Source organism: Parageobacillus sp. G301 (genome assembly GCF_030268025.1).
Taxonomy (GTDB): Bacteria; Bacillota; Bacilli; order Bacillales; family Anoxybacillaceae; genus Parageobacillus_B; species Parageobacillus_B toebii.
Window position 1 is genome coordinate 813873 of the sequence record NZ_BSDB01000002.1, and the last position, 16327, is coordinate 830199.

Consider the following 16327-nt stretch of genomic DNA (forward strand, 5'->3'; position numbering starts at 1 on the left):
CTTCTTTTATTTATCTGTCTTTAAACGATTATAAGCTCTTTTGGATATTTCGTTAAAATTCCTGCACCGTTATCGGTAATGAACACATCGTCTTCAATACGCACCCCGCCGACAGAAGGAACATAAATGCCCGGTTCAATGGTAAACGTCATACCGCGCTCTAGCGGCATCGTATTTGTTGCATTCATAGATGGATATTCATGTAATTCGATGCCTAAACCGTGACCGACGCGATGTGTAAAATATGGACCATATCCTGCCTGTTCAATAATCGATCTTGCGGCTCGGTCGACATTGCCGATTTCCACGCCTGGTTTAGAGGCATCAATCGCCGCAAGTTGCGCGCGCAGAACCGTATCATAAATCATTTGCTGTTCCTCTGTCGCTTCACCGAAGACGACCGTTCTTGTAATATCAGAGCAGTAGCCGTCCACAATGACGCCCAAATCAAATAGAACAAAATCACCGCGTTGAATGGCTGTCAGTCCCGGCACACCGTGTGGGTTAGCGGTGTTTTTGCCGGTCAGTACCATCGTGGCAAACGACATTTCCCGTACGCCTTTTTTCTTCATTTCGTATTCGATGGTTGCGATAATATCTAGTTCTGTTTTCCCTTCGGCAATTGCGTTTACTCCTACTTCGACGGCATAGTCTGCAAGTTCTGCCGCCTGGCGCAATACGACAATTTCTTTCTCCTCTTTGATCATTCGCAATTGCCGCAGCTTTTCTTCCGCGTTTATCCATGAACGCGCTTGGAAATAGGTATGAAGCAATTCGTATCGTTCGAGAGAAAGATGGCTTTTTTCGACAGCAATTCGCTCTACAGCAATATTTCTTGAGCGAACATGCTGCCCAAGAAGCTGCCATGGATTGTCTGTATCGGTGTAATCAATAATTTCGTATGCCCATCCAGCTTGCTTTACGCGCGCCGTTTCCATTTGCGGGCAAATTAATGCCGGCTCTTCTTGCGGAAAGATGAGCAACGCTAAAAGCCGCTCGTGAGGGTCGCAATAAAACCCGCTTAAATAAAAGACATTCGGACTTGACGTAATAAGCGCAAATGAAATATGTTGTTCTTGAAGCCACTCGGAAAATAATTGAAGCCGTTTGTTCATTCTGCACCCTTCCTTTCTATATACTTTGAGAGTAGCAGGAATATAAGAAAATGTAAATGTTTATAAGCGTATGGGCAGGGAAATGCATCCACCACCGCGAATAATAATGATGAAAGGAGAGGATGATCATGAAAGTAACATATCATGGACATTCCGTCGTAAAAATTGAAACAAATGGGAAAACGATTTTTATTGATCCATTTATTACAGGTAACGGCGCGACAGATTTAAAATTGGAAGATGTGAAAGCAGATGTCATTTTGCTTACTCATGGTCATGGCGACCATGTTGGGGATACAGTGCAGCTAGCTAAGAAAAATAATGCGCTCGTCGTTGCTCCTTTTGAATTAGCTACATATTTAGGATGGCAAGGAGTAAATACCCACCCGATGCATATCGGGGGAGCGCATCAATTTGATTTTGGAAAAGTGAAATTAACGCAAGCGTTCCATGGTTCCGGTTATGTGACAGAGGACAAGCAAATTATTTATTTGGGAATGCCGGCTGGAATTTTATTCACCGCCGAAGGCAAAACGATTTATCACGCTGGAGATACGGGATTGTTTTCGGATATGAAACTGATTGGTGAGCGCAATTCTATTGATGTCGCATTTTTGCCGATCGGAGATAATTTCACAATGGGACCGGAAGATGCTGCGGTTGCGGCGGAATGGCTTCGCGCGAAAATAGTCGTGCCGATTCACTACAATACGTTCCCGGTCATCGCCCAAGATCCGCACCAATTTGTTGCGCTGCTTCCTGATGGCGTAGGACGTGTATTAAAACCAGGAGAAGGTATTGAATTATAAATGAAAAAGCGTCTCTTATGGAGGCGCTTTTTTTAGGAACAAGTGTGTTTGGTCGTTTCATTGAATTGAATTTGCTCCACCCGTATAATGAAAATAAGGAGACTATGTAAAGGGTGAAGAAACTTGGCGATGACAAAACACGAACAAATTTTGCAATATATTAATAGTTTACCGGTCGGTGAAAAAATTTCTGTGCGGCAAATTGCGAAAGAAATGGGGGTAAGTGAAGGAACCGCCTATCGCGCCATTAAAGACGCGGAAAATAAAGGGTATGTGAGCACGATTGAACGGGTCGGTACGATTCGGATTGAAAAGAAGAGGAAAGAAAATATTGAAAAACTTACGTATGCAGAAGTGGTAAACATTGTTGATGGGCAAGTGTTAGGCGGGCGCGAAGGATTGCATAAAACGCTGAACCGGTTCGTTATTGGCGCGATGCAGCTGGAAGCGATGATGCGCTATACAGGCGCTGGCGATTTGTTGATTGTCGGAAACCGTACGAAAGCGCATGAACGGGCGCTCGAAGCCGGAGCAGCCGTATTAATCACCGGCGGATTTGATACAGAAGACCATGTAAAAAAATTAGCAGACGAATTACAGCTCCCGATTATTTCGACAAGCTACGATACGTTTACAGTAGCGACGATGATTAACCGGGCGATTTATGACCAGTTAATTAAAAAGGAAATTGTTCTTGTCGAAGATATTTTAATACCGCTTGAAAAAACAGCATATTTATATACGACCGATCCGATTGAACGTTGGTATGAGCTCAATCGTGAAACAAGACATAGCCGGTTTCCAGTTGTGGATCAGCAGTTAAAAGTGCAAGGAGTTGTTACTACAAAAGATGTGCTTGATTTTGACCGAAAATTGCCGATTGAAAAGGCGATGACAAAGCACCCGATCACGGTAAAAGGAAAGACATCGGTCGCCTCCGCTTCCCATATCATGGTATGGGAAGGCATCGAATTATTGCCAGTTGTTGACGAACATAACCGGCTTCAAGGAATTATTAGCCGCCAAGACGTATTAAAAGCGCTTCAGATGATTCAACGCCAGCCGCAAGTTGGTGAAACCATTGATGATATTATTACAAGCCAATTTCAGGAAGCCAATAGTGACGGGAAAGAGGAGATGTTTCGCTGCACGATTACTCCGCAAATGACGAATCATTTAGGAACACTATCGTATGGAGTATTTACAACGATTGTGACGGAAGCGGCTACGCGCGCGCTTCGGGCATATAAACGCGGAGATTTAGTGATTGAAAATATTACGATTTATTTTATTAAACCAGTGCAAATCGAAAGCACGATCGATGTGAAAGCGAAACTGCTAGAAATTGGACGGAAATTTGGAAAAGTCGATGTGGAAGTATATAACGAAGGTGTCGTTGTTGGAAAAGCGCTAATGATGTGTCAATTAATTGACCGTTAGAAGTCGTATCAAAACGGGACGCGATTTACGCCCCGTTTTTTGCTGTTTGTTTTGCTTCTTCCAAAACGAGAGGCAAATAATGCTTATAGGCGCGATAGCCCGCCCACGCGCTTCCGGCGCCAATTAGCAAGAAAATAGTACCGATAATATAGGTGACGGTGGAAGAATGGAGAAAAAACTGATTTAATCCGAAAAAGAACACGAATAGACCGAGAGCAATGCTTGATTTGGCGGAAAGCCAGCGTCGTTCCATCGGACGGTGGGAGCGAAAATACTTTATTTTATAATAGACGTAGAAAGAAAAGGAAAATATAATGAAAATTACGAGCGTTGGCATAAATAGAACCCTCCATTATTTCTTTCTACCTTATTGTACATAGAAATGAGGAAGAATTCTAGCAATGACCTTTCTTGTTCGCGTATAATGAAAAAAAATACAGCCGCAAAAAAAGGGGAAGAAAGATGAAAGAGAAGTGTTTGGAAATTTTAAGAGCGATTCATCAATTTGATACGATAATCATTCATCGACACGTACGTCCAGACCCTGATGCGTACGGCTCTCAAGGAGGATTGGCTGAGATTTTGAAAGCCTCTTTTCCAGAAAAAACGGTGTATACGGTTGGACAGGAAGAAGAGTCGTTGCAATTTTTACGGCGGATGGATGTCATTGAAGACAAAACATATGAAAATGCGCTCGTGATTGTTTGTGATACGGCAAATACAGATCGGATTTGCGATGATCGTTATCGGCTTGGCAAACAATTGATTAAAATTGACCATCATCCAAACGAAGATCCATATGGAGACATATTATGGGTAGATACAAACGCAAGTTCCACAAGCGAAATGATTTATGAATTTTATTTAGCTGGTAAAGAAGAAGGACTTGTGATGACAAAAGAAGCGGCACGTCTTATTTACGCGGGGATTGTCGGAGATACAGGCCGTTTCCTTTTCCCAAGAACGAGCGAAAAAACGTTTCGTTATGCAAGCGAACTGATTCAATATGGATTTTCATTGACGGAGCTATATGATGGATTGTATCGTACGAAGTTGAATGTGGCGCATTTAAGTGGATATGTGTTGCAAAATTTTACGGTATCGGAAGAAGGAGTGGCAGCGATAAAAATGCCGAAATCGCTGCTTGAGCAATATGGCGTTACTGCTTCCGAAGCTTCGCAGTTAGTTGGCCTTCTTGGCAATATCGAAGGAGTTGTCGCATGGGTATTTTTTATCGAGGAAGAGAAAGAAATTCGCGTCCGCCTTCGTTCCAAAGGTCCGATTGTCAATGAAGTAGCGAAAAAATACCGCGGCGGAGGCCATCCGCTTGCCGCAGGCGCTTCGATTGATTCTTGGGATGATGCGGACCGCGTCATTGAAGATTTGAAAGCAGCGTGTCTTTCTCAATAAAGTGAAGGAATGTCCCGGTATAGCAAGATCCGGGACATTTTCTCTTTATGAGGAAGGCAGTGGCTTTAATTTTAGTTCAATCGCTAAGGTAGTAAAGACAAACATCTGATAAATTTCCAGCTTATACGGTTGCTCGTTGATGGTGTATGTTTTATTTTCAATAGCCCGCTTTAGCAACTCCCGGCTGTTATAAACGGTTTCAATATCTTTTGCTTTTAAGTGGGAAACATCCTCCTTTACGCTTTCTTCAATGCGAAACGTCGTATAAGAGTCAAGTTTATATTGCTCCGCGTTGACGAGGTGAACAGAAATTTCTTGTACCATCAATTTTTTTTTGTTTATTTTATTTTGTTTGACGTAGTCTTCTTGCCAAATGCGGATTTCATCTTCCAAATCGGCAATTTTGTCTTGAAGTTCGATGATTTTTCGAACTTGTTTTTCTTGCAAGACGCCGAATAAATGTAAAAAAACAAACCAGCTGATGAGCGCTCCGATCACAACGCCGGCAAAAAAACGCTGCCATGTTGGATAGCGGTAATAAGGCGGGATTCTCATGAAGAAATATGCTCCTGTGTCAGCCAAGTAATAATGGTAACGCCTGTCTGCGCGCCTCCCATCGCGGAAAGAATGAGAAGAAACTGTTTAATAATGTCGCGAGTTTCCCCAAAAAAGAATCCCCGTTCTACCATATAAAACGTATCGAACGTTCCTCCAATGGCAGCAACCACAGCCCAAATTCGCAAATCGCCGGCAAATCGATACATTGCCGTAAGCGGCTGTTCTCCGCTTAAAAACGCGCCGAGCGCCCCGATCATCGCACCGCCTAACAGCACGCCTACAGCAATAAAATAACTTTGAATAAAAGCAGGCAAAAATGGCATCTTTTCGCTCATACTCGTCCCACCCTTTCTTTTACTATGTATATGGACGATCGAAGAAGAGTATGTTTTGCAATGAAAAAGTTTTGTCCACTATAATGGAGGAAAAGGAGGGGGAGATTGTTGTCGTTTGTTCACCTTCACGTTCGCAGCTGCTACAGCCTGTTAACAAGTCCAGCGAAAATCAGCGATTTAGTAAAAAAGGCAAAAGACCTGCAATTTTCTGCGCTGGCATTAACTGATGAAAATGTATTGTACGGAGCAATTCCTTTTTATATGGAATGTAAACGTTACGGCATTCGGCCGATTATTGGGATGATCACAGACATTGTGCTGGAGGGGGAAAGCACATATCCGCTCGTTTTATTAGCAAAAAACGAAACAGGCTATCAGCATTTAATAAAAATAAGCAGTACGATTCAAACGAAAACACAAGAAGGAATTCCAGAAAAATGGCTATGGCATTATCGTGGCGGATTAATTGCACTAACCCCAGGAAAAAGCGGGCAAATTGAAACATTGCTTGCCCATAACGAAATAACAAAGGCAAAGCAAGTGTTAGAACGATATAAGCAAATTTTTGGAGATGATTTTTACCTTTCCGTACAGCGAGGAGAAAATAAGCAGCAAGAACCGTATGAGCAGCAGTTGATTCATTTAAGCAACGAAACCAATACCCCGCTTGTGGCAACAAACGATGTTCAATATATTGAAAAAGAAGATGCGTTTGTGCAGCACTGTTTATTAGCGATCAAACAAGGCGCGGTGATAAAAGCGGGGATGGCGACAGATGGAGAACGATATTTAACATCGCCAGAGGAAATGAAAAAACGGTTTTCTGATTTGCCTGAGGCGTTGGAAAACAGCTGGAAAATCGCGGATCAATGCCATCTTCATATCAGTTTTGACACATTAAAGCTGCCGAAATATCCTGTTCCAGAAAATGAATACGCAGATCATTATTTGCGGAGTCTTTGTCTGAAAGGACTATACGAACGAGTTTCGTCCCCTTCTGATGTTTACATCAAACGGCTTGAATATGAACTCGATATCATTCAGCAAATGAATTTCAGCGATTATTTTCTTATCGTTTGGGATTTTATGAATTTCGCTCGAAAAAAAGGTATTGTTACGGGTCCAGGGCGAGGATCGGCAGCAGGATCGCTTGTCGCGTATACGCTTTATATTACAGACATCGATCCGATTCAATATGGTCTATTATTTGAGAGGTTTTTAAATCCAGAACGGGTGTCGATGCCGGATATTGATATTGATTTTCCCGATGATCGGCGCGAAGAAGTTATTCAATACGTCGCCAATAAGTATGGACAACAATATGTGGCGCAAATCATTACGTTCGGTACGTTTGGCGCTAAAGCGGCCCTCCGGGACATTGGCAAAGTGTTACAGATTGATTCGAAAGAGATGGAAAACATCATCAAGTATGTTCCTAACAAACATGGAATAACGATTCAAGAAGCATATCATCAATCATTTGCTTTTCGCCAAGCGGTTCAAGCTTCTTCCTTGTTGAAACAATGGATTGCAATCGCAATGAAGGTCGAAGGACTTCCGCGCCATACTTCGACACATGCGGCGGGTGTGATTATTAGCAGTGAGCCGCTTTCCCAAATCGTTCCACTGCAGCAAGGCCATGGTGAATTATATTTAACGCAATACCCGATGGACGTGTTAGAGCGGCTAGGTCTATTAAAGATGGATTTTCTTGGCTTGCGCACGTTAACATTGCTTGAACATATATGCCGTCTTATTCAGCAGCAAACCGGAAAAACCATCGATGTGCGTTCCATTCCGCTTGATGATCGCAAAACATACGAGCTGGTCAGCAAGGGAGACACAAATGGGATTTTTCAGTTAGAGTCGGATGGGATGAAGCAGGTATTAAAGCAATTGAAGCCGTCACAATTTGAGGATATCGTGGCGGTGAACGCGTTATATCGGCCTGGACCGATCGATTACATCCCTTCGTATATAAAGAGAAAGCACGGAGAAGAAAAAGTTTCTTATCTTCATCCAGATTTAGCGCCGATTTTAGCGCCGACATACGGTGTTCTTATTTATCAAGAGCAAATTATGCAAATCGCTGCGAACATTGCCGGTTTTTCGCTAGGAAAAGCAGATTTATTGCGCCGGGCAGTCGCAAAAAAGAAAAAAGAAATTTTAGATCAACAGCGGAATGAGTTTGTACAAGGCTGTATCGACCAAGGTTATGACGAAAGGTTTGCAAATGATGTATATGATATGATTGTCCGTTTTGCTAATTACGGGTTTAACCGAAGTCATGCCGTTGCTTATAGCATGCTTTCTTACCAACTTGCTTATTTAAAAGCCCATTATCCGCTTTATTTTTATACAGCATTATTAACGAGCGTGATCGGAGACGAAGAAAAAGTATCTTTATATATTTATGAAGCAAGACGAAAGCAGATTGAATTATTGCCGCCTTCAATTAATCAAAGCCGTTATTCTTTCTCAGTGGAGCATGAAAAGATTCGCTACAGTTTAGCCGCGATTAAACATGTTGGAATAGCGGCAGTCAAAGCGATTGTACAAGAGCGAAAAAAGGGGCTTTTTGCGGACTTTTTTGATTTTTGTGTTCGCTTATTCGGAAAAGGCATCAACCGAAAAACGATAGAATCTCTTATTTTGTCAGGCTGCTTTGATGAATTTGGAATCGAAAGAGCATCATTATTAGCAAGCGTCGATGTTGCTTTAGAACATGCGCAGCTTGTTGGTCCGTATGTCGAAGAAGGATTATTTTCAGATATATCATTGAAGCCAAAATATGTAGAAGCACCTGCTTTGTCATTAGAGGAAAAGTTAATGTACGAAAAAGAATTGCTCGGTGTTTATGTTTCTCCTCACCCAACATCTGCTTATCGGAAGGTGTTCCGTTTGGATGGTGTCCGCTCAGTCATGAGTGTAATAAGAGAAAAAACGGACTTTCCTGTTAAAGTGGGTGTATATATTGTGGAAGAGAGAAAAACACGTACGAAAACAGGAGAGGAAATGGCTTTCTTTACGGTTAGTGATGAAAGCGGGGAAATGGATGTGGTTGCGTTTCCAGATGTATATCGTCGTTATTCTTCAGTTTTAAAAAAGGGAACAGTGCGATTATTAGAAGGAAAAGTGGAGGTTCGTAAAGGGAAAGCGCAGCTGGTCATTCGCAAAGCAGACGTACCTGCGATGGAGGCGCTTTATGTAAAAATTCGTCCGGAACATATAGCGTCTGGAAAATTGTTTACGCTAAAAGAGCTGCTGCAAAAATATCATGGAAAAACGCCTGTCTTTCTATATTACGAGCAAGAGCAAAAGATGGTGAAGCTTACGGAAGAATATGATGTCGCTTTAACAGATGAATGTATCGCTTCATTGAAAGCGCTGCTAGGGGATGAACATATTGTAGTAAAATAATTTATTTCTTTACTATTTTTCAATTTTGTTATATCGTATAAGCATTAAGTGGTCAGACCAGTGATGGGAATTAGAGGAAGGGAATACATGATTTCGTTAGAATTTCCTGAACAATGCATAGAGCAAGCATGCAGGGAGGGGTAACAAGTAAAAGACGCAAAAGTATATATTGAAACGCTTGAACAAATTCGGCGGATGATCAAAGAGGACGGGCTTGTTGCAGGCGATAAGCTTCCATCTGAGCGTGAGTTATCGGAACGATTGCAAGTCGGTCGCTCTTCTGTGCGCGAGGCGTTAAGAGCGCTTGAATTTCTTGGTTTAATTGAAACACGAAGAGGAGAAGGAACGTATATCAAAGAAGTTGGGAATCATCAGCTTATTAATTTACTCGGAATGTTTATTTTACAAGATGAACGAGCAAAAGAAGATTTAGCAGAAACGAAAAGGCTTATAGAACAGCTTTGTTTGCAGCTTGCTTGCCAACGATGGACAGAACAGGAATTGGCTCAACTTGAAAAAAGCGTTCGACAAAAAACGATCGGTTATGAGCTTTTTTTTAAGTGGGTGACAGAGGCTTCGCAAAACTATTTGCTCGAACGGATTTGGCGCGTGCTCCATAACTTTTCGCAAACAATCTATGGTGTGTATACATTTCCAGACGAATTTTATGAACAGATGCTAAAAGCGTTTGCGAAGCGGGATGTTGCCGCTGTGACGAAAATTTGGGAAACATATACGCAAAATCGATTGTCGAAAGAAAGATGACACCATTTTACAAAAAATATAACTTATTTCCGATACAGTAGTAATGATAGAGTGAAAAAGTGGAGGAGGGAGCACCTCATGTGGAAAGACTTGTTTATAAAAAAGAAGAAATATGCATCGATTCCTTCCGAAAAAGTGAGAAGTGAAGTTCCAGAAGGAATTATGACAAAATGCCCCAAGTGCAAAAAAATTATGTATACGAAAGAGCTGGTAAAAAATTTGCGGGTTTGCATGAGCTGCGGTTATCATCATACGATGCCGTCCCGTGAACGAATTAATAGCTTGTTAGACGAAGGAAGTTTTCATGAATATGATGCGGATATGGTGTCAGTGAATCCATTGCAGTTTCCAGGATATATAGAAAAACTCGAAGAAGACCGCCGCAAATCGAACCTAAACGAAGCGGTCATTACTGGCGAAGGAACGCTAAATGGATACCCGATTGTGATCGCTGTGATGGATTCGGCGTTTCGGATGGGAAGCATGGGTTCTGTTGTTGGTGAAAAAATTACGAGAGCGATTGAAAAAGCGAGAGAGCTCCATGTACCATTTCTTATTTTTACAGCTTCCGGCGGCGCGCGCATGCAGGAAGGAGTATTAAGTTTAATGCAAATGGCCAAAACAAGCGCCGCTTTAAAATTGTTTAGCGATGAGGGCGGGCTTATTATTTCGGTGATGACACATCCGACTACCGGAGGGGTATCCGCAAGTTTTGCCTCGCTGGGAGACTATAATTTTGCGGAACCAGGAGCGCTCATTGGCTTTGCGGGCCGACGCGTGATTCAACAAACGGTGCGGGAGGAACTTCCAGAAGACTTTCAAACGGCAGAGTTTTTATTAAAACACGGGCAGCTTGATGCCGTCATTCATCGTCATGATTTAAAAGATACATTAACGACCGTGCTTGATATTCATCAAGGAGGAGGGGGACACGGATGGTGGCAGAGTTAGAATTTGAAAAGCCGCTTATAGAATTGCGCAAAAAAATTAGTGAGTTAAAAGAATTTATGAAAAGCACGGATGTAGACCTTTCATCGGAAATTGAAAAATTGGAAGCGCGACTTGCAAAATTGGAAAATGACATATATGCGAATTTAACTCCATGGGACCGCGTTCAAATTGCGCGTCACCCGAATCGTCCGACAACGCTTGATTACATTGAGCGGCTGTTTACTCATTTTTTGGAATGCCATGGTGACCGTTGTTTTGGAGATGATGAGGCAATTGTTGGAGGGATCGCCAAATATGACGGTCTGCCTGTGACAGTCATTGGTCATCAGCGCGGAAAAGACACGAAAGAAAATATTCGACGTAATTTTGGAATGCCGCATCCAGAAGGATATCGAAAAGCATTGCGTCTGATGAAACAGGCGGAAAAGTTTCAACGGCCAATCATTTGTTTTATTGATACAAAAGGGGCATATCCCGGAAAAGCAGCGGAAGAGCGCGGGCAAAGCGAAGCGATTGCCAGAAATTTATTTGAGATGGCAGGACTTACGGTACCGATTGTTTGCATCGTTATTGGTGAAGGGGGAAGCGGCGGCGCGCTTGCGCTCGGCGTTGGCAATCATATTCATATGCTGGAAAACTCTACTTACTCTGTGATCTCTCCAGAAGGAGCCGCTGCGATTTTATGGAAAGATGCGTCGCTTGCCCAACGCGCAGCGGAAACGATGAAAATTACAGCGAATGATTTAAAAGAACTTGGGGTGATTGATGAAATTATTCCGGAGGTCCGCGGAGGTGCCCATCGCGATGTGGACCAACAAGCGGCGGAAATTGATAAAGTGCTGAAACGATCGCTAAAGCAGCTCTTAAAGCTTGATGGGGAAACGCTTGTTCAACAGCGATATGAAAAATTTAAACAGATCGGGCAATTTGCGTTTTCTCGTGATGACATTCGGGTAAGATAAAAGTAAAGCTGTCTCATTCTATGGGGCAGCTTTGTTATATTGTAAGCTGTTTCAATAAACTTGTCTATTGTGTTCTGTTATGCTTCGTGTTATTTTATAGATGTGTTTTAAAGGTATGAGGTCAGACGTTTTTAAATGTTTTGTGAAACAATGAGCGAATGAGGTGGCAACATGAAACGTATAGGTGTGTTAACAAGTGGCGGAGATTCACCAGGTATGAATGCAGCGATTCGCGCTGTCGTCCGTAAAGCGATTTATCATGGAGTAGAAGTATTTGGAATTTATTATGGGTATGCTGGCTTGATTGCTGGGAAAATTAAAAAATTAGAAGTAGGGGATGTCGGCGATATTATCCATCGCGGAGGTACAATACTGTATACGGCGCGCTGTCCGGAATTTAAGACAGAAGAAGGGCAGTTAAAAGGGATTGAACAATTGAAAAAACACGGGATTGAAGGATTAGTCGTCATCGGTGGAGATGGTTCTTATCAAGGTGCCAAAAAATTAACAGAGCACGGATTTCCTTGTGTCGGGGTGCCAGGAACCATTGACAATGACATTCCTGGAACGGATTTTACGATTGGTTTCGATACAGCTTTAAACACGGTGATTGACGCGATTGACAAAATTCGTGATACTGCTACATCGCATGAACGAACATATGTGATTGAAGTAATGGGGCGTCATGCTGGGGATATTGCGTTATGGTCAGGGCTTGCTGGAGGTGCAGAAACGATTTTGATTCCAGAAGCCGATTACGATATGAATGATGTTATTGCACGGTTAAAGCGTGGTCATGAACGCGGCAAAAAACATAGTATTATTATCGTTGCTGAAGGTGTCGGAAGCGGAGTCGAGTTTGGAAAGAAAATTCAAGAAGCGACAGGATTTGAAACGCGCGTCACAGTGTTGGGACATGTTCAGCGCGGCGGTTCTCCAACCGCGTTTGACCGTGTGTTAGCCAGCCGCTTAGGTGCGCGGGCAGTAGAGCTATTGTTAGAAGGTAAAGGCGGCCGCTGCGTCGGCATCCAAAATAATCAGCTTGTCGACCATGATATTGTGGAAGCATTAGCAAACAAACATACCGTTGACCAAAAAATGTATTTGTTATCGAAAGAGCTATCCATCTAGTATATTTCCTGTGGAAAGGAAGAAGAAATGATGATGCGGAAAACAAAAATCGTCTGTACGATCGGCCCTGCAAGCGAAAGTGTGGACAAGCTTGTAGAATTGATCCATGCTGGGATGAATGTAGCACGCTTAAATTTTTCTCACGGTGACTATGCTGAGCACGGGCGGCGCATTCAAAACATTCGGGAAGCGGCAAAACGAACGGGAAAAACGGTAGCGATTTTATTAGATACAAAAGGACCGGAAATCCGTACGCATAATATGGAAAACGGGGCAATTGAGCTAAAAGAAGGAGAACAGCTGATTATTTCGATGGAGGAAGTGCTTGGAACACCGGAAAAAATTTCGGTTACGTATGAAGGGCTGATCGATGACGTCACTTCTGGTGCAAAAATTCTTCTCGATGATGGTCTAATCGGATTAGAAGTGATTTCAGTCGATAAACAAGCGCGCGAAATCGTGACGAAAGTATTGAATGGCGGTGTATTGAAAAACAAAAAAGGAGTCAATGTGCCTGGTATCCGCGTCAATTTGCCAGGTATTACGGACAAAGATCGTCAAGATATTTTATTCGGTATTGAGCAAGGTGTTGATTTTATCGCTGCTTCCTTTGTGCGGCGCGCTTCCGATGTATTAGAAATCCGTGAATTGCTTGAGGCAAACAACGCGCTTCATATTCAAATCATTGCGAAAATCGAAAATCAAGAAGGCGTGGATAATATTGATGATATTTTAGAAGTTACAGATGGACTAATGGTGGCGCGCGGCGATCTTGGGGTAGAAATTCCAGCCGAAGAAGTGCCGCTTATCCAAAAAGCGCTTATAAAAAAATGCAATATGCTTGGTAAACCGGTTATTACAGCCACACAAATGTTAGATTCGATGCAGCGAAATCCAAGACCGACGCGGGCCGAGGCAAGCGATGTCGCGAATGCGATTTTTGACGGGACAGACGCGGTGATGTTATCTGGAGAAACAGCGGCAGGGCACTATCCAGTAGAAGCAGTAAAAACCATGCATCAAATTGCACTGCGTACCGAACAAGCGTTGCAATACCGGGAAATATTAGCACAGCGGACAAAAGAAAGCGCGACGACAATCACAGATGCAATTGGGCAGTCTGTTGCGCATACGGCTTTAAATTTAGACGTGGCGGCAATCGTAACGCCAACAGTAAGTGGAAGAACGGCATATATGGTGTCAAAATATCGTCCAAAGGCGCCAATCGTTGCTGTTACTGCCAGTGAATCTGTATCGCGGAAATTGGCGCTCGTATGGGGAGTATATTCGCAAGTAGCTCCACAAGCGAACACAACCGATGAAATGCTTGATATTGCCGTGGAAGCTGCGGTAAAATCAGGAGTAGTAAAACACGGTGATTTAGTCGTCATTACCGCGGGAGTTCCAGTAGGAGAAACGGGGTCGACGAACTTAATGAAAGTGCATGTCATCGGTGACATTATCGCAAAAGGGCAAGGAATCGGTCGTAAGTCTGCTTTTGGAAAGGCGATTATTGCAAAAACGGCAGAGGAAGCAATCAATAAAATGGTAGAAGGCGGAATTTTAGTAACATGTAGCACAGATGCGGATATGATGGAAGCATTGGAAAAAGCGGCAGCGATTATTACCGAGGAAGGCGGATTAACGAGCCACGCTGCAGTCGTTGGTTTAAGTCTCGGCATTCCTGTTATTGTCGGTGTAGAAAATGCTACATCGATTTTAAAAGATGGGCAGGAAATTACAGTTGATGCTGGATTTGGAGCTGTTTATCAAGGACATGCAAGTGTGCTGTAAGGTATAATAAAAACAGAGAAGCAATTTCTCTGTTTTTATTCTTTTTTCTGAAGGGAAGAAGAAGGAAATGAAATGGTTTATCGGAATGTTTATCGTTATTCCTGCCTTGGAAATCGGGCTGTTTATTCTTTTTAGCAAACTTATTGGCATTTGGTCAACGGCCGCATTGATCATACTGACTGGAATGATAGGAATGTGGCTTGCAAAACAACAAGGGCTAGCCGTTGTTGAAGAAGCCAAACGGGAGTTTTTCTATGGACGTCTTCCAAGCGGAGCGATACTCGATGGCATTTGTGTGCTCATCGGTGGAGTACTTCTCATAATACCAGGTTTTTTTACTGATATTGCTGGGGTTTTTCTTCTTCTTCCTGCTACCCGGTCCATGATTAAGCCGTATATCGCCCGTTGGTTAAAATTATTGTTTGATGCAAAAATGTTTTTCCGCATTTATAGATGAAAAAAGAGCCTTTCCGTGTGGTTGAAAGGCTCTTTCTCTTTGATTGTGTTTATGTTGTCGGCTTTCCGATAATAAAATTCCAAATATCACGAAATACGTTGGCGCTGTGCAACGTACGGATAATGACAAGTGTAACAGGTCCAATAATTAATCCTAGGAACCCGATTAATTTAAATCCGACAAATAATGCTACTAATGTAGCAAGCGGGTCAAGTCCGATCGATGACGATAATACTTTTGGCTCCATGATTTGTCGTTGAACGAGGACGACAATATAAAGTACGCCCAACCCGATGGCAAACGGCACATCACCGCTTACCGCCGCATAAATAATCCAAGGAACAAAGACAATTCCCGTTCCCAAGTACGGCAAAATATCTACAATCCCAATAATAAGCGCAATGGTAATCGCATAATTGACACGAAGAATTAACAATCCAATCAAAACGATTACCGTTGTAATCGAAATAAGCGTAGCTTGAGCTTTAATAAAACCAAATAATGCTTTTTTTAAATCGAGAAATACTGTTTTTCCACTCTTGCGTGCTTTTGCTGGCAAAATTTTTTGGGCGATTCCAGTAAGCCGATACCAATCTTTGCTAATGAAGAATGTAGCTAATAGTGAAAAAATAAAGACGGTAGCAGCGTTTGGAAGCCAAGCGAGCAGCAGTGGAATGTTCTGAAGCACATGTTGAATAAATTGCCCGACCGTTGTTGCTATTTGTGTACCTACCGCTTGGATATTATTTATAATCGTATCTTGCTGGCTAGCATCTAAATTTTTAAATAAAACGGCTAAATCATTATAAAGAGGAATGATTTGTTGGGCAACTAATGTTTCCATATACGTAATTAATTTTTGGAAATTCTCTGGTACAACATTTGCTAAGTATTGTGTACCTGAAACAATTTCCGCAATCAGCAAAGTAACAAGACCGGCAACGATTGCGAATAGTACAATTAATGTTACAATCACTGCCAGCCATCTTGGCATTTTCGTTTTTGTTTCTAGAAAATCGACTAACGGATTGATCAAGAAAGCAATAAAAAACGCAATAATAAATGGATATGTAACGGTGGATACATAATAAAGAGCCATTGATCCGAATACGACTACAGTGATCACAAACAAAAAGCGAAGAAAGCTATATAAGTGATGGCGGTACAATGTTTCACCTCC

The 16327-nt window shown here is 42.3% G+C and carries 15 protein-coding genes; 10 read left to right on the top strand and 5 right to left on the bottom strand.

Annotated elements, in window-relative coordinates:
• Positions 1-20: 20 nt before the first annotated feature.
• The gene (locus QSJ37_RS12865; RefSeq protein WP_285755494.1) at positions 21-1115 is read right to left on the bottom strand and encodes a M24 family metallopeptidase; all 1095 of its coding nucleotides are present in this window, start codon (positions 1113-1115) and stop codon (positions 21-23) included.
• A gap of 128 nt (positions 1116-1243) precedes the next feature.
• Between QSJ37_RS12865 and QSJ37_RS12870 the strand changes: the two genes are divergently transcribed.
• Together QSJ37_RS12870 and QSJ37_RS12875 are read left to right on the top strand one after the other, a co-directional pair.
• Entirely contained in the window at positions 1244-1924 is a 681-nt protein-coding gene (locus QSJ37_RS12870) for a metal-dependent hydrolase (protein ID WP_062679236.1), read from the top strand.
• Positions 1925-2053: 129 nt separating this feature from the next.
• Complete coding sequence (locus tag QSJ37_RS12875; protein WP_041269958.1) at positions 2054-3364, top strand: CBS domain-containing protein; 1311 nt, start codon at positions 2054-2056, stop codon at positions 3362-3364.
• Between the two features lie 25 nt (positions 3365-3389).
• On the opposite strand, the gene QSJ37_RS12880 is transcribed toward QSJ37_RS12875, so the two are convergent.
• The gene (locus tag QSJ37_RS12880) at positions 3390-3701 is read right to left on the bottom strand and encodes a YtpI family protein (protein WP_015864793.1); all 312 of its coding nucleotides are present in this window, start codon (positions 3699-3701) and stop codon (positions 3390-3392) included.
• Between the two features lie 125 nt (positions 3702-3826).
• On the opposite strand from QSJ37_RS12880, the gene QSJ37_RS12885 reads away from it, so the two are divergent.
• Positions 3827-4774: a DHH family phosphoesterase gene (locus tag QSJ37_RS12885; RefSeq protein WP_285755495.1), complete on the top strand. Its 948-nt coding sequence runs from the start codon at positions 3827-3829 to the stop codon at positions 4772-4774.
• A gap of 45 nt (positions 4775-4819) precedes the next feature.
• On the opposite strand, the gene ytrI is transcribed toward QSJ37_RS12885, so the two are convergent.
• Together ytrI and ytrH are read right to left on the bottom strand one after the other, a co-directional pair.
• The gene (gene ytrI / locus QSJ37_RS12890; protein WP_285755496.1) at positions 4820-5329 is read right to left on the bottom strand and encodes a sporulation membrane protein YtrI; all 510 of its coding nucleotides are present in this window, start codon (positions 5327-5329) and stop codon (positions 4820-4822) included.
• The gene (gene ytrH / locus QSJ37_RS12895) at positions 5326-5667 is read right to left on the bottom strand and encodes a sporulation membrane protein YtrH (protein ID WP_015864790.1); all 342 of its coding nucleotides are present in this window, start codon (positions 5665-5667) and stop codon (positions 5326-5328) included. Before ytrH ends, ytrI begins: the two co-directional genes overlap by 4 nt.
• A gap of 108 nt (positions 5668-5775) precedes the next feature.
• On the opposite strand from ytrH, the gene dnaE reads away from it, so the two are divergent.
• The 7 genes from dnaE (at position 5776) to QSJ37_RS12930 (ending at position 15147) form a co-directional block, all read left to right on the top strand.
• Positions 5776-9087, top strand: coding sequence for a DNA polymerase III subunit alpha (gene dnaE, locus QSJ37_RS12900; protein ID WP_285755498.1), 3312 nt, complete (start codon positions 5776-5778; stop codon positions 9085-9087).
• 168 nt (positions 9088-9255) lie between these two features.
• Entirely contained in the window at positions 9256-9852 is a 597-nt protein-coding gene (locus QSJ37_RS12905) for a FadR/GntR family transcriptional regulator (protein WP_285756125.1), read from the top strand.
• 78 nt (positions 9853-9930) lie between these two features.
• Positions 9931-10803, top strand: coding sequence for an acetyl-CoA carboxylase, carboxyltransferase subunit beta (gene accD, locus QSJ37_RS12910; protein ID WP_285755500.1), 873 nt, complete (start codon positions 9931-9933; stop codon positions 10801-10803).
• A complete protein-coding gene (accA, locus tag QSJ37_RS12915; RefSeq protein WP_285755501.1) occupies positions 10788-11765 on the top strand; it encodes an acetyl-CoA carboxylase carboxyl transferase subunit alpha in 978 nt (325 codons plus the stop codon). The genes accD and accA overlap by 16 nt, the downstream gene beginning before the upstream one ends.
• Before the next feature lie 171 nt (positions 11766-11936).
• The gene (gene pfkA, locus QSJ37_RS12920; protein WP_015864786.1) at positions 11937-12896 is read left to right on the top strand and encodes a 6-phosphofructokinase; all 960 of its coding nucleotides are present in this window, start codon (positions 11937-11939) and stop codon (positions 12894-12896) included.
• A 30-nt stretch (positions 12897-12926) separates the two neighbouring features.
• Complete coding sequence (gene pyk, locus QSJ37_RS12925) at positions 12927-14690, top strand: pyruvate kinase (RefSeq protein ID WP_285756126.1); 1764 nt, start codon at positions 12927-12929, stop codon at positions 14688-14690.
• Between the two features lie 67 nt (positions 14691-14757).
• On the top strand, positions 14758-15147 hold the full coding sequence (locus QSJ37_RS12930) for an FxsA family protein (protein ID WP_285755504.1): 390 nt from the start codon (positions 14758-14760) through the stop codon (positions 15145-15147).
• 49 nt (positions 15148-15196) lie between these two features.
• On the opposite strand, the gene ytvI is transcribed toward QSJ37_RS12930, so the two are convergent.
• On the bottom strand, positions 15197-16315 hold the full coding sequence (gene ytvI / locus QSJ37_RS12935; RefSeq protein WP_285755505.1) for a sporulation integral membrane protein YtvI: 1119 nt from the start codon (positions 16313-16315) through the stop codon (positions 15197-15199).
• Positions 16316-16327: the final 12 nt, after the last annotated feature.